The 22,399-nt window shown below is 73.1% G+C and carries 23 protein-coding genes and 1 pseudogene; 16 read left to right on the top strand and 8 right to left on the bottom strand.

Annotated elements, in window-relative coordinates; all coding sequences use genetic code 11:
* The first annotated feature begins 88 nt into the window (after positions 1 to 88).
* From ABZ659_RS06865 to ABZ659_RS06850, 4 genes are read left to right on the top strand one after another with little or no spacing between them, the layout of a single operon-like run.
* A complete protein-coding gene (locus ABZ659_RS06865; protein WP_360214252.1) occupies positions 89 to 1,405 on the top strand; it encodes a sugar ABC transporter substrate-binding protein in 1,317 nt (438 codons plus the stop codon).
* Between the two features lie 5 nt (positions 1,406 to 1,410).
* Complete coding sequence (locus tag ABZ659_RS06860; protein ID WP_360214250.1) at positions 1,411 to 2,418, top strand: sugar ABC transporter permease; 1,008 nt, start codon at positions 1,411 to 1,413, stop codon at positions 2,416 to 2,418.
* Entirely contained in the window at positions 2,411 to 3,271 is an 861-nt protein-coding gene (locus ABZ659_RS06855) for a carbohydrate ABC transporter permease (RefSeq protein ID WP_360214248.1), read from the top strand. Before ABZ659_RS06860 ends, ABZ659_RS06855 begins: the two co-directional genes overlap by 8 nt.
* A gap of 42 nt (positions 3,272 to 3,313) precedes the next feature.
* A complete protein-coding gene (locus tag ABZ659_RS06850; RefSeq protein ID WP_360214246.1) occupies positions 3,314 to 4,672 on the top strand; it encodes a GH1 family beta-glucosidase in 1,359 nt (452 codons plus the stop codon).
* Here ABZ659_RS06850 and ABZ659_RS06845 read toward each other — a convergent pair.
* Positions 4,602 to 5,069: an ATP-binding protein gene (locus ABZ659_RS06845; RefSeq protein ID WP_360214244.1), complete on the bottom strand. Its 468-nt coding sequence runs from the start codon at positions 5,067 to 5,069 to the stop codon at positions 4,602 to 4,604. The two genes, ABZ659_RS06850 and ABZ659_RS06845, sit on opposite strands and share 71 nt — an antisense overlap.
* Positions 5,070 to 5,297: 228 nt before the next feature.
* Here ABZ659_RS06845 and ABZ659_RS06840 point away from each other — a divergent pair, with 228 nt between their 5' ends.
* Positions 5,298 to 6,128 (top strand): helix-turn-helix transcriptional regulator, encoded by an 831-nt coding sequence (locus ABZ659_RS06840; protein WP_360214242.1) that lies wholly within the window; start codon positions 5,298 to 5,300, stop codon positions 6,126 to 6,128.
* Positions 6,125 to 6,319, top strand: a complete 195-nt coding sequence (locus tag ABZ659_RS06835; protein WP_360214240.1) for a DUF397 domain-containing protein — start codon at positions 6,125 to 6,127, stop codon at positions 6,317 to 6,319. The genes ABZ659_RS06840 and ABZ659_RS06835 overlap by 4 nt, the downstream gene beginning before the upstream one ends.
* Positions 6,320 to 6,368: 49 nt before the next feature.
* Here the strand turns inward: ABZ659_RS06835 and ABZ659_RS06830 are convergent, their stop codons facing one another.
* Positions 6,369 to 7,025 (bottom strand): hypothetical protein, encoded by a 657-nt coding sequence (locus ABZ659_RS06830; protein WP_360214238.1) that lies wholly within the window; start codon positions 7,023 to 7,025, stop codon positions 6,369 to 6,371.
* 246 nt (positions 7,026 to 7,271) lie between these two features.
* Here ABZ659_RS06830 and ABZ659_RS06825 point away from each other — a divergent pair, with 246 nt between their 5' ends.
* From ABZ659_RS06825 to ABZ659_RS06810, 4 genes are read left to right on the top strand one after another with little or no spacing between them, the layout of a single operon-like run.
* On the top strand, positions 7,272 to 8,156 hold the full coding sequence (locus ABZ659_RS06825; protein ID WP_360214236.1) for an alpha/beta hydrolase: 885 nt from the start codon (positions 7,272 to 7,274) through the stop codon (positions 8,154 to 8,156).
* A gap of 34 nt (positions 8,157 to 8,190) precedes the next feature.
* The gene (locus ABZ659_RS06820; protein WP_360214234.1) at positions 8,191 to 8,742 is read left to right on the top strand and encodes a GNAT family N-acetyltransferase; all 552 of its coding nucleotides are present in this window, start codon (positions 8,191 to 8,193) and stop codon (positions 8,740 to 8,742) included.
* Between the two features lie 22 nt (positions 8,743 to 8,764).
* Positions 8,765 to 10,228 carry an ABC transporter substrate-binding protein gene (locus ABZ659_RS06815; RefSeq protein WP_360214480.1) on the top strand — a complete coding sequence of 488 codons (1,464 nt, stop codon included), beginning with the start codon at positions 8,765 to 8,767 and terminating at the stop codon, positions 10,226 to 10,228.
* A gap of 4 nt (positions 10,229 to 10,232) precedes the next feature.
* Positions 10,233 to 12,035 carry an ABC transporter permease subunit gene (locus ABZ659_RS06810; RefSeq protein WP_360214232.1) on the top strand — a complete coding sequence of 601 codons (1,803 nt, stop codon included), beginning with the start codon at positions 10,233 to 10,235 and terminating at the stop codon, positions 12,033 to 12,035.
* Here the strand turns inward: ABZ659_RS06810 and ABZ659_RS06805 are convergent.
* Complete coding sequence (locus tag ABZ659_RS06805) at positions 11,980 to 12,756, bottom strand: CDP-alcohol phosphatidyltransferase family protein (protein WP_360214230.1); 777 nt, start codon at positions 12,754 to 12,756, stop codon at positions 11,980 to 11,982. The genes ABZ659_RS06810 and ABZ659_RS06805 overlap by 56 nt on opposite strands.
* A 105-nt stretch (positions 12,757 to 12,861) precedes the next feature.
* On the opposite strand from ABZ659_RS06805, the gene ABZ659_RS06800 reads away from it, so the two are divergent.
* The 5 genes and pseudogenes from ABZ659_RS06800 to ABZ659_RS06780 form a co-directional block, all read left to right on the top strand.
* Positions 12,862 to 13,845: a dehydrogenase gene (locus ABZ659_RS06800; protein WP_360214228.1), complete on the top strand. Its 984-nt coding sequence runs from the start codon at positions 12,862 to 12,864 to the stop codon at positions 13,843 to 13,845.
* A 110-nt stretch (positions 13,846 to 13,955) separates the two neighbouring features.
* A complete protein-coding gene (locus tag ABZ659_RS06795) occupies positions 13,956 to 14,354 on the top strand; it encodes a 6-carboxytetrahydropterin synthase (RefSeq protein WP_360214226.1) in 399 nt (132 codons plus the stop codon).
* The gene (locus tag ABZ659_RS06790; RefSeq protein ID WP_360214224.1) at positions 14,351 to 15,529 is read left to right on the top strand and encodes a glycosyltransferase family 4 protein; all 1,179 of its coding nucleotides are present in this window, start codon (positions 14,351 to 14,353) and stop codon (positions 15,527 to 15,529) included. The genes ABZ659_RS06795 and ABZ659_RS06790 overlap by 4 nt, the downstream gene beginning before the upstream one ends.
* Positions 15,526 to 16,506: a methyltransferase domain-containing protein gene (locus ABZ659_RS06785; RefSeq protein ID WP_360214223.1), complete on the top strand. Its 981-nt coding sequence runs from the start codon at positions 15,526 to 15,528 to the stop codon at positions 16,504 to 16,506. The genes ABZ659_RS06790 and ABZ659_RS06785 overlap by 4 nt, the downstream gene beginning before the upstream one ends.
* Positions 16,503 to 17,345, top strand: a pseudogene (locus ABZ659_RS06780) (lysylphosphatidylglycerol synthase transmembrane domain-containing protein); the annotation flags it as partial. The gene ABZ659_RS06785 and the pseudogene ABZ659_RS06780, both read left to right, overlap by 4 nt.
* A gap of 116 nt (positions 17,346 to 17,461) precedes the next feature.
* Here the strand turns inward: ABZ659_RS06780 and ABZ659_RS06775 are convergent.
* On the bottom strand, positions 17,462 to 18,211 hold the full coding sequence (locus ABZ659_RS06775; protein ID WP_360214221.1) for a creatininase family protein: 750 nt from the start codon (positions 18,209 to 18,211) through the stop codon (positions 17,462 to 17,464).
* A gap of 57 nt (positions 18,212 to 18,268) precedes the next feature.
* On the opposite strand from ABZ659_RS06775, the gene ribA reads away from it, so the two are divergent.
* Entirely contained in the window at positions 18,269 to 18,910 is a 642-nt protein-coding gene (gene ribA / locus ABZ659_RS06770) for a GTP cyclohydrolase II (protein ID WP_360214219.1), read from the top strand.
* Positions 18,911 to 18,923: 13 nt separating this feature from the next.
* Here ribA and ABZ659_RS06765 read toward each other — a convergent pair whose 3' ends face one another.
* The 4 genes from ABZ659_RS06765 to gnd form a co-directional block, all read right to left on the bottom strand.
* Complete coding sequence (locus ABZ659_RS06765; RefSeq protein WP_360214217.1) at positions 18,924 to 20,159, bottom strand: serine hydrolase domain-containing protein; 1,236 nt, start codon at positions 20,157 to 20,159, stop codon at positions 18,924 to 18,926.
* Between the two features lie 196 nt (positions 20,160 to 20,355).
* Positions 20,356 to 20,538 (bottom strand): hypothetical protein, encoded by a 183-nt coding sequence (locus ABZ659_RS06760; RefSeq protein WP_360214215.1) that lies wholly within the window; start codon positions 20,536 to 20,538, stop codon positions 20,356 to 20,358.
* Between the two features lie 2 nt (positions 20,539 to 20,540).
* Complete coding sequence (locus ABZ659_RS06755) at positions 20,541 to 21,428, bottom strand: DUF4232 domain-containing protein (RefSeq protein ID WP_360214213.1); 888 nt, start codon at positions 21,426 to 21,428, stop codon at positions 20,541 to 20,543.
* A gap of 86 nt (positions 21,429 to 21,514) precedes the next feature.
* Positions 21,515 to 22,399, bottom strand: a complete 885-nt coding sequence (gene gnd / locus ABZ659_RS06750) for a phosphogluconate dehydrogenase (NAD(+)-dependent, decarboxylating) (RefSeq protein ID WP_360214211.1) — start codon at positions 22,397 to 22,399, stop codon at positions 21,515 to 21,517.

Genomic DNA, 22,399 nt, shown 5'->3' with positions numbered 1-22,399 from the left:
CGGCAAATGGCGTCCAACCCCTTGACGCGTCCACCGCCGAGGGATTAACTCACGTCCTAAATTAAGCCATGAGGGGAAACCAGGAACCATGCGCAGAGTCCGAGCCGCGGCCGTAGGCGCCGTCACCCTGTCTCTCGCCCTCGCCGCCACGGCCTGCGGAGGCGGTTCGTCGACGGGCGGCGGGTCCAACGACTCGCCGAAGACGCTCACCTACTGGGCGTCGAACCAGGGCGCCAGCATCGAGATCGACAAGAAGGTCCTCCAGCCGGAACTCGACAAGTTCGAGAAGGAGACCGGCATCAAGGTGAAGCTGGAGGTCGTTCCCTGGTCCGACCTGCTGAACCGGATCCTGACCGCCACCACCTCCGGCCAGGGCCCGGACGTGCTGAACATCGGCAACACCTGGTCGGCGTCCCTCCAGGCGACCGGAGCGCTGCTGCCCTGGGACGAGGAGAAGTTCGCGGCCATCGGCGGCCGGGACCGCTTCGTCGACTCCGCCCTCGGCTCCACCGGCGCCGAGGGCCAGGACCCGGCGGCGGTGCCGCTGTACTCGATGGCGTACGCCCTCTACTACAACAAGCAGATCTTCGACGACGCCGGTATCCCCGCACCCCCCGCCACCTGGGACGAACTCGTCGCCGACGGCAAGAAGATCAAGGCCGCGGGCAAGCAGGTGCTCGGCGCGGAGGGCGCCAACCCGTCGGAGAACATCCACCACGTCTACGTCTTCGCCAAGCAGCACGGCGCCGACTTCTTCACCGCCGACGGCAAGGCCGACTTCACCTCGGACAACACCGTCGCCGCGGTCAAGCAGTACGTCGACCTGATGGCGAAGGACAAGGCCATCCCGCCGGGCAACGCCGAGTACGCGCAGAACCAGTCCGTCAGCGACTTCGCCAAGGGCAACACCGCGATGCTGCTGTGGCAGTCCGCCTCCGCCAACCTGACGTCCCAGGGCATGAGCGAGGACGACTACGGCGTCGCCCCGGTCCCCGTCCAGTCCGGCACCCCGGGCACCGGGGAGCAGGTCAACTCCATGGTCGCGGGCATCAACATGGCCGTCTTCAAGAACACCGACAACCTCGACGGCGCGACCAAGTTCGTCAAGTTCATGACCAGCGACGAGGAGCAGAGGCTCCTCAACAAGGCGTACAGCTCCATACCCCCGGTCAAGGCCGCCCAGGAGGACGCCGCGTTCAACACCCCGGCCAACGCGGTCCTCAAGCAGACGCTGGCCACCAGCGCCGTAGCCCTGCCGCAGGTCGCGGACGAGTCGCAGTTCGAGACGACGGTCGGTACGGCGGTCAAGGAACTGTTCGCCGACGCCGCCGCCGGACGGCCCGTCACCACCGCATCGGTGAGGGCGGCGCTGGAGAAGGCCCAGCAGCAGATGCCCAAGCAGTGACACCGATGGCGACCACTGTCCCGGTGAAGACCGACGCCACCGACGGCGACGGGACCGGCGGCGGGAAGCCCCCCGGTGCGGCGCGTACCCCGCGCCGCGCCGGGCGCCTGCGCCGCGTCTCCCTGCCGTACCTGCTCCTGCTCCCCGCCCTGCTCCTCGAACTCCTCGTCCACCTGGTGCCGATGGTCACCGGCGTGGTGATGAGCTTCAAGGAACTCACGCAGTTCTACATCCGCGACTGGGGCACCGCGCCCTGGTCCGGCCTCGACAACTACGACCTGGCGGTGGACTTCAACGCGCCCGTGGGCGAGGCCCTGCTCCGCTCCTTCGTCACCACCTGCCTCTTCACGGTCCTCTCGGTCGGCCTGTGCTGGGCGGTCGGCACGGCGGCGGCCATCTGTATGCAGGACACCTTCCGGGGCCGTGGCATCCTCCGCGCGCTGTTCCTGGTGCCGTACGCGTTGCCCGTCTACGCGGCCGTCATCACCTGGGTGTTCATGTTCCAGCACGACAACGGCCTGGTGAACCACGTCCTGCACGACCAGCTCGGCGTCACCGACAAGCCGTCCTTCTGGCTCATCGGCGACAACAGCTTCTACGCCCTGCTCACGGTGTCGGTGTGGAAGGGCTGGCCGTTCGCCTTCCTGATCGTGATGGCCGGACTCCAGAACATCCCCAGGGAGCTGTACGAGGCGGCGGCCCTGGACGGCGCGGGGATCTGGCAGCAGATCCGCCGCATCACGCTGCCGTCCCTGCGCCCCGTCAACCAGGTCCTGGTCCTCGTCCTCTTCCTGTGGACGTTCAACGACTTCAACACGCCGTACGTGATGTTCGGCCGGGCCGCCCCCGAGGCCGCCGACCTGATCTCCGTCCACATCTACCAGGCGTCCTTCGTGAGCTGGAACTTCGGAACGGGCTCGGCGATGTCCGTCCTCCTCCTGCTCTTCCTGCTCGTGGTGACGGGCGTGTACCTGACGCTGACCTCCCGCGGAAGGAAGACGGCCGATGTCTAGCGGCAGCTCCCCCCTGGCCCCGCCCCGCTCCTTCCTCTGGACCCGGCGGATCTTCCTCACCCTGCTCACCGGCTTCGTCCTGCTGCCGGTGTACGTCATGATCTCCAGCTCCCTGAAGCCGCTGGCCGACGTCACGGGCGAGTTCCGCTGGCTGCCGACCGAGCTGACGATCCGCCCGTACATCGACATCTGGTCGACGGTCCCGCTGGCGCGGTACTTCGTGAACTCCCTGATCGTGGCGGTGTCGGCGACGGTCTGCTCGGTGGTGATCGCGGTCTTCTCGGCCTACGCCGTCAGCCGCTACCGCTTCCGCGGCAAGCGCCTCTTCACGGTGACCGTCCTGTCCACCCAGATGTTCCCGGGCATCCTCTTCCTCCTCCCGCTCTTCCTCCTCTACGTCAACATCGGCAACGCCACGGGAATCGCCCTGTTCGGCTCCCGGGGCGGCCTGATCCTCACGTATCTGACCTTCTCCCTCCCCTTCTCCATCTGGATGCTGATCGGGTACTTCGAGTCGGTCCCGCGCGACCTGGACGAGGCGGCGATGGTGGACGGCTGCGGCCCGCTCGGCGCCCTCTTCCGCGTGGTCGTCCCGGCGGCGGTCCCCGGGATCGTCGCGGTGGCGGTCTACGCCTTCATGACGGCGTGGGGCGAGGTGCTGTTCGCCTCCGTCATGACCAACGAGACCACCCGCACCCTCGCGGTCGGACTCCAGGGCTACTCCACCCTCAACGACGTGTACTGGAACCAGATCATGGCGGCCTCCCTGGTCGTCAGCCTCCCGGTCGTCGCGGGCTTCCTCCTCCTCCAGCGCTACCTGGTGGCGGGCCTCACGGCCGGAGCCGTCAAGTGACCCGGCGCCCGCCTGTTCCGCACCTGTTCTGAAAGGACCTTCGTGACCATCGACCTCGCCGCACTCCCGCACGACTTCCTGTGGGGCACGGCCACATCGGCGTACCAGATCGAGGGAGCCGTGGCGGAGGACGGCCGGGCGCCGTCGATCTGGGACACCTTCGCGCACACCCCCGGCAAGATCGCGGGCGACGACCACGGTGACACCGCCTGCGACCACTACCACCGCTGGCGCGAGGACATCGCCCTGATGCGCCAGCTCGGCACCAACGCCTACCGCCTCTCGATCGCCTGGCCCCGGGTCATCCCGGGCGGCGACGGCCAGCTCAACGCCAAGGGCCTCGCCTTCTACGACGCCCTGATCGACGGCCTGCTGGAAGCGGGCGTCACCCCGTCCGTCACCCTCTACCACTGGGACCTGCCGCAGGCCCTCCAGGACCGCGGCGGCTGGCCGGAACGCGCGACGGCGGAGCACTTCGCGGCCTACGCGGAGGTGGTCGCGACCCGCCTGGGCGACCGGGTAACCCACTGGACCACCCTGAACGAACCCCTCTGCTCCGCCTGGATCGGCCACCTGGAGGGCAAGATGGCCCCCGGCTGGACCGACCTCACGGCCGCCGTCCGCGCCTCCTACCACCTCCTCCTCGGCCACGGCCTCGCCACCCAGGCGATCCGCGCGGCGGTCCCGCACGCCGAGGTCGGCATCGTCAACAACCTCTCCACCGTCCACCCCGCCACCGACACCCCCGAGGACCGGGCCGCCGCCCGCCGCATGGACGGCCACACCAACCGCTGGTGGCTGGACCCGGTCCACGGCCGCGGCTTCCCGACGGACATGCGGGAGGTGTACGGCGTGGACCTTCCGGAGCGGGAAGGCGACCTGTCGCTGATCGCGGCCCCCCTGGACTGGCTGGGCCTGAACTACTACTTCCCCCAGACGGTGACCGCCGACCCCGACGGCCCCGCACCCCACGTCCGCCAGGTCCACCGCCCCGGCGTCCCGCGCACCGGCATGGACTGGGAGGTCGACGCCGGCGGCATCGAGACCCTCCTCCTCCACCTCACCCACGAGTACGGCGCCCGCAAGCTGTACGTCACGGAGAACGGCTCCTCCTACCCGGACGTCGTCCGCCCCGACGGCACGGTCGACGACCCGGAACGCCAGGAGTACCTGCGGGCCCACCTCGCGGCCTGCGCCGCAGCGTCCCGCAAGGGCGCCCCGCTGGCCGGGTACTTCGCCTGGTCCCTCCTCGACAACTTCGAGTGGGCGTACGGCTACGACAAGCGCTTCGGCCTGGTCCACGTGGACTACCGCACCCAGGTCCGGACGATCAAGGGCAGCGGTCGCTACTACGCGGACGTGATCCGGGAGCACGGAGGGCTGGCGCGACGGGCGGCGTGAGGCGCAGTTCGGCCCATACGGTCTTGCCGTGCGCGGCCGGGCAAGGGGCGACGCCCCAGCCGTCCGCGAGGGCGGCGACGAGGCGCAGGCCGCGGCCGGACTCGGATGCCGTGTCCTGAGTGGGGGGAGGGGACGGCAGCCCCCTCTCCGGGCGGGCGTCGGTCACCTCGATGCGGAACGTGTCCTCGGCCAGGGTGAGTCGGACGTGGAAGTCCTGGCCGGGGACGTGCCCGTGGCGGACCGCGTTGGCGCTCAGTTCGGCCGCGATGAGGGTGACCGTCTCGTTGACCGGGGTCGGGTAGGGGTGGCCCCAGTCGTTCACACGGTGCGAGACGAGCCGACGGGCGAGGCGGGCGCCGCGCGGCGTCGAGGTGAAGCACATGGCGAACTCGCGCACGGGGGCGCGGTGGTGCTGTGGCACATGTCCGTTCGGGGGAGTTGCTGACTTCATGCGGTCAACAGTCGCGCACTCTGCGTAGCGTTGGACAGGAGCAACGGGATGACGGGTGCGGGCTGTACCCGTCAGCGGTGCGCTTGTACGCGGCGCGGGGCGTGACCGGTTCCCGGCGCCGCGCGTTGGGTCAGGTTCGGGTGGCTGTGGTGGTCGTGCGGAGGGAGTCGCGGCGTGAGTGACGAGGATCAGCGTCCGGAGTACGAGTTCGGTGCGGGGATGCTGTCCGTTTTCGGACAGCAGTTGAAGCTGTGCCGGGAGCGGGCGGGCCTGGACCGCGCGACGTTCGGTTCGCTGACCGGGTACTCGGCCTCGACGATCGCCTCGTTCGAGCAGGGCAGACGCATTCCACCGCCGAAGTTCATCGACCGCGCGGACGAGGTGCTCGACGCGGGCGGCGTCCTGAGCGCGGGCAAGGAGGAGGTGGCTCGGGCCCAGTACCCGGCGTTCTTCCGGGACGCGGCACGGCTGGAGTCCGAGGCGGTCGAACTCCACGTGTACGCCAACCAGGCGGTGCCGGGGCTTTTGCAAACGGAGGAGTACGCGCGGGCCGTCTTCATGATGATGCGGCCACCTATGAGCGATGAGCTGATCGAGCAGCGGGTGCTCGCGCGCCTGGCCAGGCAGGAGGTCTTGGCCAGCCGCGACGCGCCGCTCGCCAGCTTCGTCATCGACGAGGCCGTGCTGAGGCGTCCGATCGGAGGGCGCGGAGTCCTGCGCGGCCAGCTTGAGCACATCCTCCTGACGGGGACGCGACGGAACATCGAAATCCAGGTGATGCCGCTCGACCGTGAGGAGAACGCCGGTATGGCTGGCCCCTTCACCTTGATCGAAACGAGGGAAGGGCGCAGGATCGCGTACGTCGAGGTGCAGAACGTGAGCCGCCTGCACACGGAGCGCGAACGGGTCCGTGCACTGGAGGTCAAGTACGGGATCATCCGCGCGCAGGCCCTGACTCCACGTGAATCATTGGCGTACGTCGAGAAGTTGCTGGGAGAGCCATGAACGTCGAACAGCTTGTACCTGAGTTGGCCTGGGTCAGAAGCAGCTACAGCAGCGAAGAGGGCGGCGAATGCGTGGAGGTCGCCGTCCGCCCCGGCAGGGTCCACGTCCGTGACTCGAAGGACATATCCCGCGCCGCCCTCGCCGTGCACCCCACGGCGTGGACCGCGTTCGTGGGGTTCGCGGCACCCTGAACCAGGCGGGGCCCTCGACAGGCGCACGGCTGCTGAGGGCCCGCGCCCGTCAGTTGGCGAGTCCCCTGCGCTCCACGTACGCGACCTCCACCGACTCGATGTCCGTCACGTCGCGGCCGTCCTCGAAGGTGTCGTACTTGTTGAAGTTGCCCTCGTCGGCGTCGGTCTTCCCGGCGGCCAGGTGGGTGGAGCCGATGTAGGTCTGGCCGATGAAGTCGCCGTCCTCGTCGAAGGCGTTGACGACGGCGGAGTAGTTGGCGAAGCCGCTGCCCCTGTTGGTGATCTCGTAGTCGAACTCGTAGGTGTCGTCGGAGCCCGAGTCGTAGGTGTCGCAGTCGTTGTAGGAGTAGATGTCGGTGTCGTCGCACTCCTCGTCGTCGCTGACGAGTTTGCCGCCCGAGACCTCGACGTGGTCCAGCGGCCCGCCGTTGTCGTCCCCCTCGTTGGCCAGCGCCCACCACGTGGCGCCGCCACCGGCGAGGAGTAAGACGACGAGGACGGCGATGGTGATCAGCGCCCCCCTGCCGGTGCGCGGGGCGGCGGGCGGGGCGGGGACCGGCGCCGGGGAGTGCGTGGTCGCCGTCGGATAGGCGTACGGCGGTGGTGCGGTGGGGTGCGGGGGCAGGGAGGTGCCGGGGGCGGTGGGGGGCGGGGTGGCCGGGGTGGCCGGGGTGGAGTCTTGTCTCTCGGGTGTGCCGTCGGTCATCGGGCGGGCTCCTTCGCGGGCGGTGCGTGGTCCGGTGCGGGCGTCAGTGGTGGTGTGGTGTCTGGTGGGTTTCCCCTGAGTGGCTCTCCCTCAGACCCGACGCCGTCAGGCAGTCCGTGGTTTCAGGGGTTCGCAGCGTCATGTCAGGGTGACTGACGTTCGTTCGGATGTCGTTTCTCCCACAGGAGTCGCCGCGATGACCATCGAGTACGCCACCCGCTGCCGTCCGACCTCACGGGGTGCGGCATGAGCGGTTCCCATGATGACCTGTTCGCCGTGATCGGCCTGCCGCATCCCGACCGCGCGCCCCTGCCGCCCGCCGCCCCGGCCGGTCCCGGGGTGCGGGTGCTGCGCGGGGTGCCCTACGCGGACGTACCCGGCTCCCGTCCGCTGGAGCTTGACCTGTGGCTTCCGGAGCGGGGCCAGGGTGACCCGCCGTCGGCGCTCATGCTCGCCGTCCACGGGGGTGCCTGGCGGTTCGGGCGGCGAGGGGACATGGGGTACCGGATGCGGGACTGGCAGCCCGGTCCCTTCGCCCGGTTCGCGGCCGCCGGGTTCGTTGTCGCCGCCGTCGACTACCGGCTCAACGGCGAGGCCACCTTTCCCGCGCCCCTCGACGACCTCCACGCCGCGCTGCGCTGGCTCGCGCTCCGCTCCGGCGAACTCGGTGTCGACACCGGGCGGACGGTGGTCTGGGGCGAGTCGGCCGGGGCACACCTCGTCTCACTGCTGGCCCTGGGCGGGGACGTCCCCGTCGCCGGGGCCATCGCCTGGTACGGGCCCAGCGACCTGACCCTCGCCGGGGACGATCCGACGACCCCCGAGGCGCTGCTGCTCGGCGGGGCGCCCACCACCCGTCCCGACCTCGCGCGGCAGGCCAGCCCGCTCGCCCAGGTGCGTCCCGGGGCGCCGCCCTTCCTGCTCGTGCACGGCGAGGAGGACACGGTGGTCGACTGCGAGCACAGCCGCCGCTTCGCCGCGCGGCTGGCGGAGGTCGGGGCGCGGGTGGACCTGCGCACCGTGCCGGGGGCGGAGCACGTCTGGCACGGGCTGAGTGACGGGGAGGTGGAGGAGATCTTCGCGGGTTCGCTGGAGTGGGCGCGGGATCGGGCGCGGCGGGGAGGGGAGTGATCGACTCCGATCGCTTAATGCGTATCATGCGCAAGTGCGTAATTACTGCATTAGGTCAGCCGAGCCCGACGACCTGGACGCCGCCCGTGCGGTGATGCTCGACACCGTCTACCGCGACTTCGGCACCGGATACGTGCCCCGCTGGCACGGCGACATCATCGATCCGGCCAACGCCTACCTCGCCCCGCCCCGGCACACCCTGCTGGTGGCGGTGGACCGGCGGGACGGAGGTGTCGTGGGGACGGCGGCGGTCGACGCGCGCGGGCCCCTGCATCCGCCGAACCCCCGGTGGGTCGCCGAGCGGTACCCCTCCGGGGCGACCGCCCAGTTGCGGCGCGTGTACGTCCGGCCCGAGCACCGTCGGCGGGGCGTCGCCCGGCGGATGGTGGAGGCGTTGCTCGACTTCGTGGCAGCGGACGGGCGTTACCGGGCCGTCTATCTGCACACCGACCCCGCTGTGCCCGGGGCCGAGGCGTTCTGGCGGTCCCTCGGGAAGGTCGTGCACGACGAGCGCGCGGACGGCCAGGGTCAGGGGCAGGGTGTCCTGCACTTCGAGATACCCCTGGGCGGTGGGCGCCGTGCGTGAACGACGTGTGCGGCGCGCCGTCATGCTCCTGCTCCTCCCGTTCCTCGCCGGGTGTTTCGCCTCCGGTGGTGCCCCGGACGGCTCGAAGGGGAGCGGTGGCACTCGGCTCCGGGTCGCCCTCGCCTTCCCGCCCGCGGAAGGGCTCTCGCCGTACGGTGCCGACGCCACCATCCTCAGCAGGCTCGGCGTCACCGAGGGGCTGACCGCCCTCGACGCCAACGGGGCCGCCGTACCCGCGCTCGCCGCGTCCTGGCGGCGGGACGGCGACCGGGACTGGGTGTTCACCCTGCGCGACGCCACCTTCCAGGACGGCGGCGAGGTCACGCCCGCCGCCGTCGCCTCCTCCCTCGGTCACGCCGTCGCGGCCGAACCCGCCCCGGCGGCGCTGAGCGGCGTCAGCCTCACGGCGCGGGCGGAGGGCGCCACGGGTGTGCGGGTCAGTACCGAACGACCCGACCCCGTCCTGCCGTCGCGGCTCGCCAGCCCCAGCCTCGCCGTCCTCGCGCCCGGTGCCTACGACGAGAAGGGCCGCGTCGATCCCGTCCGCACCGGCACCGGGCCCTTCGCCCTCACCAAGCTCTCCGGTTCCGCCTCCGCCACCCTCGACCGCCACGACGACTACCGGGGTGGCCGCGCCCAGGCGTCCGGGATCGACGTCCGCTTCATTGCCGACGGCACCGCCCGCGCCGCCGCCCTGCGCACCGGGGAGGTCGACCTCGCGGAGGCGGTCCCCGTGGCGCAGGCCGCCTCGCTGGACGAGGGCCTCCGCCGGGAGACCGCCACCACCCGGACCACCAGCCTGATGCTCAACACCCGAAGCGGCCCCTTCCACGACCCCGCCCTGCGGGCCGCCGCCCGTGCCGCCGTCGACACCGCCGCCCTCGCCGACGGGGTGTACGAGGGGTACGCCGACGCCGGTACCGGGATCTACGGGCCCGCCGTCACCTGGGCCGAGGGCAAGCGGCAGGCGCCGGGCCGGCGGGGGCGGGCCGGTGACCCCGACGGCACCGGGATCACCCTCGCCACCTACGACAACCGGCCCGAACTCCCCGAGGTCGCCCAGGTGTTGAAGCAGCGGCTGGAGCGGGCGGGGTTCCGGGTCACGCTGGAGGTGCGGGAGTACTCGCGGATCGAGAGCGACGCGCTCGCGGGGGAGTTCGACGCCTTCGTGCTGGCCCGGAACACCCTCGTCGACACCGGTGACCCCGTCGCCGTCCTCGCCTCCGACTTCACCTGCGACGGCGGCTACAACCTCGCGTTGCTGTGCGCGGAGGCCGTGGACCGGGCCGTCGAGCGGGCCGAGGCCGTCGCCGACAGCGGGGCGCGGCAGGACGCGGTCATGGCGGCCGAGGCCGCGATCCTCGCCACCGACGCCGTCGTGCCGCTCGTCCACCAGCGGATCATCACCGGGGTCGGCGACTCCGTCCGAGGGGTGCTCCTCGATCCGTACGAGCGCACCCTCGTCGGCACCGGGACGCGGCGCTGACCGGATGAGGAGGTCTGTCGGCGCGCTGCTGTGGCGGGCGCTTCTCGCCGTGCTGCTGGTGTGTTTCGTCGGGGTACTGCCCTGGCTCGCGCGCACTGATCCCGCGCTCACCGTGCTCAAGGCGCGGGCCATGGAACGGGAGGCCACGCCCGAGGTGCTGGACGCGGTGCGGCGGCAGATCGGGCTCGACAGCGGGCCGTCGGCACTGCTGGGGGAGTGGCTCGCCGGGCTGCCGCGCGGGGACGCCGGGCGGTCCTGGCTCTCCGGTGAGCCGGTGCTGCCGGGCGTCGGGCACGCGCTCGGGGTCTCCCTGCTGCTGACCGGGACCGCGCTGGCCGTCGCGCTGGCCACCGCCGCCCTGGTGTGCGCGCGGACCCTGCGCGACGGTGCCCGGCGGCGGCTCGACGGGCGGCGGCGGGCGGGCGGCACCACCACCGCCGTACTCGCCGCGCTGCCCGAGTTCCTGACCGCGTCCGTGCTCGCCACCGTCGTGGGCGTGCAGCTCGGCTGGCTGCCCGCGCTCGGCTGGTACGGGCCCCGGTGGACGGTGCTGCCCGCGCTCGCCCTCGGCCTGCCCGCCGGGGCCGTCCTCGGACGGCTCCTCGACGACCTGCTGCCCGGCGCCTTCGCCGAACCGTGGGCCACGGCCGCCGCCGCGCGCGGCCTCGGCGGGTGGCGGATCGCCCGCATGGCGCTGCGCCGGTGCGTGCCCGCGCTGCTGCCGAACGCCGGGCTGTTCGTCGTCGGACTCACCGGCGGGGCCGTCGCCGTCGAGCGGGTCTTCGACATACCGGGGCTCGGCCGCACCACCCTCCAGGCCGCCCTCGCCCAGGACCTGCCCGTCCTCCAGACGGGCACCCTGGCCCTGCTCCTGCTCGGAGCGGCGGCCACCGCGCTCGCCCACCTCGCCGCCCGACTCCTCACCGGACCCGCCCTGCGCGACGGCGTGGTGCCGACCCTGCACCGGCGCCCACCGGTCGCGCGCCGAAGGCCGCCCGTCGTCTACGGCGTGCTGCTCCTGGTCGTTGTCGGGCTCGGGCTGCCCCGTGACCCGCTCGCCCTCGACACCGCCGCGCGACTCCAAGCGCCGTCGCTCTCCGCCCCCTTCGGGACCGACGCCCTCGGGCGGGACGTCCTCGCGCGGGTCGCGCACGGAGCCTTCGACACCCTGACGCTCGCCGTCGCGGTGAGCGTCGTCGCCCTGGGCACCGGGGTGCTGCTCGGGCTGCTGCCCCGGGTCTCCGGGCCGCTCGTCGACACCGTCAACGCCGTGCCACCGGTACTGGGCGCGCTGCTCGTCACGGCGGTCGCGGGCCGGGGCGCAGCCACCCCCGCGCTCGCCGTCGCCGTCGTCGCCTGGGCGCCGTTGGCCGCGCACACCTCCGCCCTGCTGCGCCAGGAACGCGCCGCCCCGCACCTCACCGCCGCCCGCGCCTTCGGGGCGGGCCCGCTGTACCTGCTCCGGCGCGAGCTGCTCCCCGCCGTCCTGCCGCCCGTCCTCCGGCACGCCCTGCTGCGCCTGCCCGGCGTCGCCCTCGCGCTCGCCTCCCTCACCTTCCTCGGCCTCGGCGCCCAGCCGCCGTCCCCCGAGTGGGGGCTGCTGCTCGCCGAGAACCAGCCCTACGCCGAACGCGCCCCCTGGGCCGTCCTCGCCCCCGCCGCCGTCCTCGCCCTGCTCGGCGCGCTGGCGGTGTCGGCGGCCGGTGGGCGGTGGACGGTGCGCCGCGCGTCCCACGCGGTGCGGCCCGCCCTCACCCCGCCACCGGCTCCAGCACCCGCTCCCGTTCGGGCCCGGCCGACGCCGTGACCGTCCGCGACCGCCGCCACAGCCACACCACATCCCGCCCGAACGACCACACCAGCAACCCCAGCGCCAGCGCCACGACCCCCGTCGTCGCCGGACGCGGCAGCACGTCCGCGCCCGCGACCAGCAGCAGGACGCCCTGCGACGCGGCCACCGTCTTGCGCGCCGTACTCGGCGGCAGGGGCGCGTTCAGCCAGCGGTAGACGTACGACGCGGCGACGAACCCGTACCGCATCCCGCCTATCAGCAGCACCCACGGCCCCACCGACACCGACACCGCCACGTACACGCTCAGCACCAGGATCAGGAACGCGTCCACCTCCATGTCGAACCGCGCCCCCAGCGCGGACGACGTCCCCGTGCGCCGGGCCACCTTGCCGTCCACGCCGTCGAGGAGGAGCGCCACCGCCGTCAGGCCGACCAGCAGCGTCACCGGCGGCGGGCTGGCGAAGGAGTCCGCGACCAGCGCCGTCACCCCGCCGACCAGCGTGGCGCGGCCGAGGGTGACCCGGTTCGCCGGGCCGAAGGAGCGCAGCCGGGAGCGGTGCACGGCCAGCGACAGCACCGCCCAGCTGCCGACGGCGAAGGCGAGGCCGGTCAGCCAGCCCGCCGGACCCATGCCGACCGCCGGGCCGAGCAGCGCGAGCAACAGGACCTGCGCTCCCGCGCCGACCGCGGGTTCCTGTAGCACCGGGCTCGCTCCATAGGGGTTGTTCAGGGCCACCGCGCATCCTCCGGCCGTATGACAGAGTCGATCAACGCCGCGTACTGTGCGCGGCCTGCACACCTCGGTACGTGGACGAGTTCCCGACCGTTCAGGAGGATGCCGATGACACGGCGCACCGCACGCGCGTTCTGGCTCGACTCACCCGGGCGGGCCGCCATCCGGGACGTGGACCTCCCCGAACCCGGCGACGGCGAGGTCCTGGTACGCGCCCGCTACTCCGGCGTCAGCCGCGGCACCGAGACGCTCGTCTTCCGCGGCGGCGTCCCGCGCAGCCAGTGGACCGCGATGCGCGCGCCGTTCCAGGAGGGCGAGTTCCCCGGCCCGGTGAAGTACGGCTACCTCAGCGTGGGCGAGGTCGAGGCCGGACCGGCGGACCTGCTCGGCCGTACCGTCTTCTGCCTCTACCCCCACCAGACGCGGTACGTCGTCCCCGCCGCCGCCGTCACCCCCGTACCGGAGGCCGTGCCCGCCGAACGCGCCGTCCTCGCCGGGACCGTGGAGACCGCCGTCAACGCGCTGTGGGACGCCGCGCCCCTGGTCGGCGACCGGATCGCCGTCGTCGGCGGCGGCATGGTCGGCTGCTCGGTGGCCGCCCTGCTGGCCCGCTTCCCCGGCGTGCGCGTGCAGTTGGTCGACCCCGACCCCGCGCGGGCCGCGACCGCCGAGGCGCTCGGCGTCGACTTCGCGCTCCCCGCCGACGCGCACGGCGACCGCGACCTCGTCGTGCACGCCAGCGCCACCGAGCAGGGCCTCGCCCGCTGTCTGGAACTCCTCGCCGCCGAGGGCACGGTCGTCGAACTGAGCTGGTACGGCGACCGGAAGGTCAGCCTCCCGCTCGGCGAGGCGTTCCACTCCCGCCGCCTCACCCTCCGCGGCAGCCAGGTCGGCACCGTCTCCCCGGCCCGCCCGAACCGCGGTTACGCCGACCGGCTCGCCCTCGCCCTCGACCTGCTGGCCGACCCGGCGCTGGACGCGCTCATCACCGGCGAGTGCGCCTTCGAGGACCTGCCCGAGGTGCTGCCGGGGCTCGCCTCGGGCGACATCCCGGCCCTGTGCCACCGCGTGCGTTACGCGGACCGGCCCTGAGACCGCCCCTGAGACCCCTGACCTGAGAGAAGACGTACGACCCGCTGAACAAGGGAAGGACTCCGGCCGTACTACTCGGCGTCCACGCGCCCGTACCGGGAGGGTCTTCGTTGTTCAGTGTCACCGTCCGCGATCACATCATGATCGCTCACAGCTTCCGCGGCGAGGTGTTCGGACCCGCGCAGCGCCTGCACGGGGCGACGTTCCTGGTGGACGCCACCTTCCGGCGCGAGCAGCTGGACGACGACGACATCGTCGTCGACATCGGTCTGGCCACCCGCGAACTCGGCGCCGTGGTCAGCGAGTTGAACTACCGCAACCTCGACAACGAGCCCGACTTCGCCGGGGTCAACACCTCCACGGAGTTCCTGGCGAAGGTCATCGCGGACCGGCTCGCGGAGCGGATCCACAAGGGTGCGCTCGGCGAGGGCGCCAAGGGGATCAAGGCCCTCTCCGTCACCCTGCACGAGTCGCACATCGCCTGGGCGGGTTACGAGCGTGCCCTGTGACCGACCTGAGCCTGGAGTCCACCCCCCTCGCCCACGTGCCCGCGCAGGCGACCCCGCGGAACGGTGAGATCATCCCCATGTCCCTGCGCACCGTGCACTTCGTGATGCCGGGCGGCGTCGACGACCCGGCCGCCCCGAGCGGCGGCAACGCCTACGACCGCCGGGTCTGCCTCGACCTCCCCGGCTTCGGCTGGCAGGTGCGCAAACACCTGGTCGACGGCGCCTGGCCCAGCCCCGGCGCGCGTGCGCGTGCGGAACTCGCCCGCGCCCTGCGGGAGGTGCCGGACGGGTCCGTCGTCCTGCTGGACGGGCTGGTCGCCTGCGGCGTCCCGGAGACCGTCGTACCCGAGGCGGGGCGGCTGCGGCTCGCCGTCCTCGTCCACCTGCCCCTCGGCGACGAGACCGGCCTCGCGCCCGCCCTCGCCGCGGAACTCGACGCCCGCGAACGCGCCGTGCTGCGCGCCGCGTCCGCCGTGATCGCCACCAGCGACTGGGCGGCCCGCCGCCTCGTCGCCCACCACGGCCTCGCCCCCGACCGCGTCCACGTCGCCGCCCCCGGCGCCGACATCGCGCCCCTCGCCCCCGGCACCGACGGCGTCTCCGGACTGCTCTGCGTCGCCTCGGTCACCCCCCGCAAGGGCCAGCACCGCCTGGTGGAGGCCCTCGCCACGGTCACCGACCTGCCCTGGCACTGCACCCTCGTCGGCGGACTCACCCAGGACCCCGGGTACGTCGCCCGACTGCGCGCCCGGATCGATGAGTACGGCCTCCAGGGCCGCGTCCGGCTCGCCGGGCCCCGCGCCGGTGCCGCCCTCGACGCCTGCTACGCCGCCGCCGACCTGCTGCTCCTCGCCTCCTCCGCCGAGACCTACGGCATGGCGGTCACCGAGGCGCTCGCCCGCGGCGTCCCCGTGCTGGCCACGGACGTCGGCGGCCTCCCCGAGGCGGTCGGCCGGGCCCCCGGCGGCGGCGTGCCCGGCATCCTCGTACCGCCGGAGGACCCCGCCGCCCTCGCCGCCGAACTGCGCCGCTGGTGCGGCGAGGCGGACGTCCGCCGCCGACTCAAGGCCGCCGCCCGGGGCCGCCGCGCCGCCCTGGACGGCTGGGCGACGACCGCCAAGAACCTCGCCGGGGTGCTGACCCGGCTCCCGACCGAACCCCGGAGGGCGGCATGACGAAGCCGACGGCCACACGAGAGGGCACCGCCCGCATACCCGCCCAGCCGGGGGCACGGGAGGCGGACGGGGCCCCGCCCGGCGAGCGGCCCACCCTGCGGCTGCGGGACACCGGAGCCGAGGCTCCTGACACCCCTGGTGCCGATCCGACGCGGTACGCGCCCGAGTGGCTGGAACTGCGGGAGGGCGCGGACGCTTCGGCGCGGGCGCCGGAACTGCTCGATCCGCTGCGGATCCGGCTGGCGAACCTGCCGGGCCGGTCGGGCGGCCTCGTCATCCACGACCTGGGCTGCGGCACCGGGTCGATGGGACGCTGGCTCGCCCCCCGCCTCGACGGACCCCAGCACTGGGTCCTGCACGACCGCGACCCCTACCTCCTGCACTTCGCCGCGGTCTCGTCCGCCCGTTCCGCGGCCGACGGCAGCCGGGTCACCGTCGAGACGCGGCGCGGTGACATCGCCCGGCTGACCCCCGAGGCGCTGACCGGCGCCTCCCTCGTGACGGCGTCCGCGCTGCTCGACGTCCTCACCCGCGACGAGGTCGACACCCTCGCCGCCGCCTGCGCCGGGGCCGGGTGCCCGGCGCTGCTGACGCTGACGGTCGCCGGACGCGTCGACCTCAGCCCCGCCGACCCGCTGGACGCGGAGATCGCCGAGGCGTTCAACGCCCACCAGCGGCGCACCGGCCTCCTCGGCCCGGACGCCGTCACCGTCGCCTGCGAGGTCTTCGCCGAGCACGGGGCCACGGTGCGGGTGCAGCCGAGCCCCTGGCGCCTCGGGCCCGACGACGCCGAACTGACGGCGCGGTGGCTGCGCGGCTGGGTCGGGGCGGCGGTGGAGCAGCGTCCCGACCTCGCCCCTCGCGCCGGGAAGTACCTCGCGGCCCGGCTGGCCGCGAGTGCCGCGGGGGAGTCGCGCGTCACCGTCCACCACAGCGACCTGCTGGCGCTGGCCCGCCCGACGGGCGGCACGTCGTGAGCGCCGGTACCGCGCCACGCCGGGGGCTGCGCACCCACCTCGGCACCCTCGCCGGGGCCGCCCTCCTCGCCGCGCTGCTGTGGCGGCTCGGCACCGGCGCGCTGCTGGACGGGCTGCGCCGGATCGACGCGGGGGCGCTGGCGGCGGCGGTGGGGATCGGGCTGGTCACCACCGTGGGCAGCGCCTGGCGCTGGCAGTTGGTGGCTCGCGGGCTGCGGATCCGGATGCCGCTCGGCGCCGCCGTCACCGACTACTACCGCGCCCTCTTCCTCAACGCCGCGCTGCCCGGCGGCGTCGTCGGCGACGTCCACCGCGCCGTACGGCACGGGCGGGGCGCCGGGGACCTGGGGCGTGGGGTGCGGTCGGTGGTGCTGGAGCGGGCGGCCGGGCAACTGGTGCTGGCGGTGGTGGGGGGCGCCGTCCTGCTGACCATGCCGTCGCCCGTGCTGTCGGCCGCCCGGCACGCCGTGGCACCGGTCGCGGTCGCGGTGGTGGGCGCGGTGGCGGTGGGGTTCGCGGTGCGGACGAAGCGCTCCGGTGCCCTCCTCGCGGAGGTCCGGGAGGCACTGCTGTCCCGGCGGAACGGGCCCGGCGTCGTGGGCTCGTCCCTGGTCGTCCTCGCGGGGCACGTCGCCACGTTCGTACTGGCCGCGCGGGTCGCCGGGGTACGGGCGTCCGTGGCGACGCTGCTGCCGCTGGCGGTCCTGGCCCTCCTCGCGATGAGCCTGCCGCTGAACGTCGGCGGGTGGGGACCCCGGGAAGGGGCCACCGCCTGGGCGTTCGGGGCCGCGGGGCTGGGGGCGGGGAGCGGCTTGTCGGTGGCTGTCGTGTACGGGGTGCTGACGCTCGCGGCGAGTGTGCCGGGGGCGGTGGCGCTGGGAGCGCGAAGGGGTGCCGCGCTCCGCGGGACGGGAGCCGCCCCGGCGACACGACTGCCCGCGACTACGGCGGACAGCTACAGCCGTGGTCCCTTCTCCCCCGTCAGCGTGGCGAAATACGGTCCGAAGGAATCCGCCAGACTCGCCAGCAATTCCTTCCCCTTTTCCGGGGTGCCCAGGGAAGGGCGGCCGATGACCCCCGAATCGGTATAGGCGGACATTCCGACGGTGAGGAGCTGGCGCCGGTCGTCGGCGACGAAATCAGCGGACTCGTAGCCGGGGCGGACCAGTTCCGGATGAGTGTGCAGAAGGACGGAGGTCTCGATTTCCCCCGCGTGCATGTCGGTGAGCAGTGAGGTCGACACCCCGGCCCGCTCCCGCGCCGTCTCCCAGTCCTCCGCGGCCGGGAACAGCGCCATCCGCTCACCGCGCGCGGCGGACTCCTGGACGACGTTGCCCAACACGTAGTTCCCGCCGTGTCCGTTGACCAGCACCAGGGCGTCGACGCCGGAGCGGCGGAGCGACGCCGCTATGTCCCCTATCACCGCGTGAAGGGTCACGGAGGAGATGCTGACGGTTCCCGGCCAGGCCGCGTGCTCGTGCGAGCAGGAGACCGTCACCGGCGGAAGGAGGTGCACGGGGTACGCGGCGGCGACCTCCCCGGCGATGGCGCAGGCGACCAGCGTGTCCGTGGTCAACGGCAGGTACGGGCCGTGCTGTTCGAAGCTCCCCACCGGGAGGACGGCGACCTGCCGTGCCACGGCCGCGCCCCGCGCGCGGACGTCCCGCGTGGTGTCCGTCGGCAGGAGGCCCTGAAACGCACTCATCTTTTCCCGGCCTTTCATCACTGGATGAGGAACACTGGTATGAGGAACGCGAGAATCATGACAGAGAACCCCGGCGTGGAACGCGTCGTCAATGCCCCGCTGCCCACCGTCTACGGTGAATTCCGCGCGGTCGGCTATCTCGACCACGACCGCGGCGACGAACAGGTCGCCCTGGTGTACGGGGACATCGGCGCCGAAGACGTCCTCACCCGGCTGCACTCCGAGTGCCTGACGGGCGACGCGTTCGGCTCCCAGCACTGTGAGTGCGGCGACCAGCTGGCCTCCGCGCTGCGCGCCGTCGCCGCCGAAGGGCGCGGCGTCGTCGTCTACCTGCGCGGGCACGAGGGCCGCGGCATCGGCCTGCTCGCCAAGCTGCGCGCGATGGCGCTCCAGGCGGAGGGCCTGGACACGGTCGAGGCGAACCTCGCCCTCGGGCTGCCGGTCGACGCCCGTGACTACGGGGTCGCCGCCGGGATCCTGCACGACCTGGGCGTGCGCTCGGTCCGGCTGATGTCCAACAACCCGCGCAAACGGGAGGCGTTGGTACGGCACGGCATCGAGGTCGCCGAGCAGGTGCCGCTGCTGATACCGCCGTGCGAGAGCAACATCACCTACCTGCGCACCAAGCGGGAGCGCCTCGACCACCACCTGCCCCACCTGGACGCGGTGCTGCCGCACGCGGCCGGGGTCGCGCCGTGACCTGGTGACGGCGTCAGTCCGGGAGGACCGCCTCGTGGACGAAGCGCTTGAGGTCCGTGAACACCGTGTGCGAGGTCCGTGGCCGCAGCTGGGTCATGAACTGCACGGTCAGGTCCCGGCCCGGGTCGACCCAGAACGCGGTGGTCGCCACCCCGGTCCAGCCGTAGGTGCCGAGCCCGGCGGGCGCCTTGGTGCGGTCGGGGTCGATCACCACGGAGACGCCGAGGCCGAACCCGACGCCCTCGTTGCCGGGTTCGTCGTGGGCGGGACGGCTGCCGAAGGCGCGCAGGTCGGCGCCGCCGGGGAGGTGGTTGGTGGTCATCAGGTCCACCGTGCGGGCGTCGAGCAGCCGTACGCCGTCGAGTTCGCCGCGGCGGCGCAGCAACTCCATGAAGCGGTGCACGTCGTAGGCGCCCGCCACCATGCCGCCGCTGCCGGACAGGAACCTCGGCCGCCCGTGCAGCGGCAGCCCGGCGATGGGCTTCAGGCCGCCGCCGTCCTCCCGCTCCCCGTACAGCTCGGCCAGCCGTCCCGACTGCTCGGCGTCGACCTCGAACCCGGCGTCCGGCATCCCGAGCGGGCGGAAGATCCGCTCGGCGAAGAAGGTGTCCAGCGGCTGCCCGGACACCACCTCCACGACCCGTCCCAGCACGTTGCTGGCGACGGAGTAGTTCCACTGGGTGCCCGGCTCGAACTGGAGCGGCAGCCCGGCGTACACCTCGATCGCCTCGGCCAGGTCGGCACCCGACGGCACCGACGACTCCAGGCCCGCCGCGCGGTAGAGGGCGTCCACGGGGTGGGAGTGGTAGAACGCGAAGGTCAGGCCCGCGGTGTGGGTCATCAGATGCCGGACCAGGATGGGCCCGTCGGCGGGCCGGGTCCGTACGGCGTCCCCGGAACCGCCCTCGTACACGCGCGCGTCGGCGAACGCGGGCAGGTAACGCGCCACCGGATCGTCCAGCCCCAGCCTGCCCTCCTCCACGAGGAGCAGCGCGGCGACCGAGGTCACCGGCTTGGTCATGGAGTAGATCCGCCAGAGGGTGTCGGTCTCGACGGGCAGCCCCGCGGCGAGGTCACGGTGGCCGTACGCCGTGAGGTGCGCGACGCGTCCGCCGCGGGAGACGGCGACGAGGAACCCCGGCAGCCGCCCCGCGTCCACGTACTGGGCGAGGTGCCGGTCGAGGCGGCGCAGCACCTTCGCGTCCAGCCCGGCCTCACCCGGGTCGACCTCCTGCCGCAGTACTGCCATCAACTGCCTCCCGTGCGCTCCGCACCACCTCGGTGCCCCATGGCCGCGCAGACCACACGCGCCGGGACCTTTCTCTCCTCCTTGATCGCTACCCGTCAAGTACCGGTCCGCGAAGAGGCGATGATGTGCCGTCACCAGTCGAGGTCTGCCGCCTGGGCGCGCGGTAGGGGAAGCGGTGCGTCCAGCCGACCGCGGCTCAGGGCGGGGCGCTCAGCGGCTGGGCCCGGAGGTCGTCGTGGAACAGCGGCAGGACGTCCGGCTGGCGGGTCGCCGCGGTCACGTTGTGGACGACGAGCAGCACCTTGTGGGCGTGTCCGCGGGTCGTCCAGCGGGTCGCGTCGTCGCCGACCGGTACCCGTATCCACCCCGTGTCCGGCACCGTCAGCCCGTCTCCTCCCGCTGCCAGGCGCCCACGCCCAGCTTCCCCGTCGTGCCGAGGTCCAGTTCCGGTGTCACCATCACCGGGGCGGCGCCGGGCTTGGCCAGTACGCGGGCGTAGGGCGCGTGCACGGGGGTGCCGAACTCGGTGGTGTTGCGCCACACCAGGGTGGACCGGGCCCGCTCCCCCGGCGCCAGGTCCAGCGGCCGCGGGGGCGCGTCGGCGCCGGTGCTCATGGCGATGGTCTGGCCGCCCTCCAGTACCTGCACGTCGGTCACCACCTCGTGGGCCTCGTCGACCACGTCGACCTCCGGGTAGCCGTCGAGGTGGTAGGGCCGGGTGCCGCAGTTCTCCAGGTGCAGGCCGACGACCCGCAGGCCCATCGCCGCGTCGCCCCGGTCCGCCGTCAGCCGGATCCCGGACTCCGGGCACGGACCGCTCGGCACGGGCGCCTCGTCGGCGGGGACGCCGCGCACCTTGGAGACCCGTACCAGCGCCTGCCCCTGCGCGGTGACGAGCGGCTGGGACGCCTTGAGGGTGCGGGTGACCGTACCGCCCGGCGGCACGGACGCCACCGTCTCCGCGCGGTTGTCCCTCACACCGCCGGTCTCCGAGAGGAAGTCGAAGGTGACGGTGTAGGTGAACGCCTCGGCCTCGTCGTTGGTGACCTGGTACGCGGCGCACCCCGAGTACCCGGCGCCGCCCAGCGCGTTGATCCGTACGCCGTCCAGCTCCATGCCCGTCGTGGCGCCCGGCTCGGCCGTCGCGCAGGCCGCCGTCGGCCGGGAGCCGTCGGCGCCGGTGGTCTCGTCGGCGGCCTCCGTCCCGCAGGCGCCGAGGAGGAGGACGCCGACGAGTGCGGCCGGTGGGGTGAGGGAGGCGGTACGCATCCGATCACCCCACCAGGGCCGTGCTCGCCGGGTCCGTGGCGGACGTCACAAATCCTGTCACAGAGGTGTCACAAGCCCCGCACGGTTCAGGGTTCGCGCGCCGACTCCACCGCGTGGCCGCCGAACTGGTTCCGCAGCGCCGCGACCATCTTCATCTGCGGTGAGTCCTCCTGCCGCGAGGCGAACCGCGCGAAGAGGGACGCCGTGATCGCGGGCAGCGGCACGGCGTTGTCGATCGCCGCCTCCACGGTCCAGCGGCCCTCGCCGGAGTCCTGGGCGTAGCCGCGCAGCTGCTCCAGGTGCTCGTCCTCGTCGAGGGCGTTGACGGCCAGGTCGAGCAGCCACGAGCGGATGACCGTGCCCTCCTGCCAGGAGCGGAAGACCTCCCGGACGTCGGTCACCGAGTCCACCGCCTCCAGCAGCTCCCAGCCCTCGGCGTAGGCCTGCATCATGGCGTACTCGATGCCGTTGTGGACCATCTTGGAGAAGTGCCCGGCGCCGACCTTGCCCGCGTGGACGTAGCCGTACGGGCCCTCGGGCTTGAGGGCGTCGAAGATCGGCTTCAGCCGGTCGACGTGGTCCTTGTCGCCGCCCACCATCAGGGCGTAGCCGTTCTCCAGGCCCCACACCCCGCCGGAGACCCCGGCGTCGACGAAGCCGATGCCCTGGGCCCCGAGTTCGGCGGCGTGCTTCTCGTCGTCGGTCCAGCGGGAGTTGCCGCCGTCGACGACGGTGTCACCGGCCTGGAGGAGACCGGACAGCTCGTCGACGACGGACTGGGTGGCGGCGCCCGCCGGGACCATCACCCACACCGCGCGCGGCGCGTCCAGCCGTTCGACGAGTTCGGCGAGGGAGTCGACGTCGGAGAGTTCCGGGTCGCGGTCGTAGCCGACGACGGTGTGGCCCGCGCGGCGGACGCGCTCGCGCATGTTGCCGCCCATCTTGCCGAGACCGATGAGACCGAGCTGCAT

The organism is Streptomyces sp. NPDC006997 (assembly GCF_040635175.1).
GTDB lineage: Bacteria > Actinomycetota > Actinomycetes > Streptomycetales > Streptomycetaceae > Streptomyces.
Note: the sequence above shows the minus strand (reverse complement) of the source record. Positions and strands in the feature narration are given on the sequence as shown.